The following is a 1,259-nucleotide window of genomic DNA, read 5'->3' on the forward strand; positions in this document are numbered from 1 at the left end:
CGAAGACCACCATGAAGCGCCATACCGTTGAGAATTGTTCCCATAGCAAACTCGCGCACACCAAATTGGATGTTGCGGTTGAGACGGTGGGCATCATCCTGCAATCCGTCTTCCTTGATGTAGGTCATATTAGAATGAGCCAAGTCAGCAGAACCGCCGAGGAAAGTTGGAAGAACCTTAGCTGCTGCATTGAGGGCATCCTGACTAGAATTACGGGTCGCTTGAGAGAAGCCATTTTCAAGCACTGGGAAATCTTCTGGTTTGATCTCTACTGGATCCTGACCAGCAATGATGGCTGTTACTTCTGCTGCCAATTCTGGATGGGCTTGCTTGTAGTCCTCTACTAACTGTTTCCAAGCATCATAAGCCGCTGCACCACGCTCTGCCACATTTGTACGGTAGTCTGCATAGACTTCCTCAGGAATCTCAAATGGCGCATAGTCCCAGCCCAAGGCTTTACGAGTAGCTTCCGCTTCTTCTGCTCCAAGAGGCGCACCGTGAACTGCATTAGTTCCTTGCTTGTTTGGAGAACCGTAACCGATAACCGTCTTGACTTCAATCAAAGATGGCTTGCCTGAAGCTTTCGCCTCATTGATAGCTGCATCAATGGCTGCTAGGTCTGTGCCGTCTTCCACCAAGGCAGTATACCAACCGTAGGCTTCATAGCGGGCACGAACATTTTCTGTAAAGGAATCCTTGGTTTCCCCGTCCAAGTTGATATCATTTGAATCATAGAGAACAACCAGTTTGTCCAGCTTTTGCAGGCCAGCGTAAGAAGCCGCCTCAGCTGAAACCCCTTCCATCAAATCGCCATCACCACAGATGACGTAAGTGTAATGGTCGAAAATTGGATAGCCATCACGGTTGTACTTGGCAGCCAAGAAACGCTCTGCTTGAGCAAATCCAGTAGCTGTAGAAATCCCTTGTCCCAATGGTCCAGTCGTCGCATCAACTCCAGCAGTATGACCAAACTCTGGGTGACCTGGTGTCTTAGAGCCCCATTGGCGGAAGTTTTTGATTTCTTCCATGCTGACATCTTTAAAGCCAGACAGATGGAGCAAGGCATAAAGCAACATAGAGCCGTGTCCTGCAGATAGAACGAAGCGATCGCGGTTAATCCAATTTGGCTCTTCTGGATTGATACGCAACTGTTTGGTAAATAGGTCGTAAGCCATCGGCGCAGCGCCCATCACGACGCCGGGGTGACCTGACTTAGACTTTTCAATCGCGTCAATTCCTAAAAAGCGAATGGCATTAAC

The 1,259-nt window shown here is 48.8% G+C and carries 1 protein-coding gene; it reads right to left on the reverse strand.

The window, feature by feature from the left end; all coding sequences use genetic code 11:
• On the reverse strand, positions 1–1,259 hold a 1,259-nt coding region (locus Q0191_RS05410), incomplete at both ends, for a transketolase (RefSeq protein ID WP_297664520.1).

Source organism: uncultured Streptococcus sp., assembly GCF_938036805.1.
Classification (GTDB): domain Bacteria; phylum Bacillota; class Bacilli; order Lactobacillales; family Streptococcaceae; genus Streptococcus.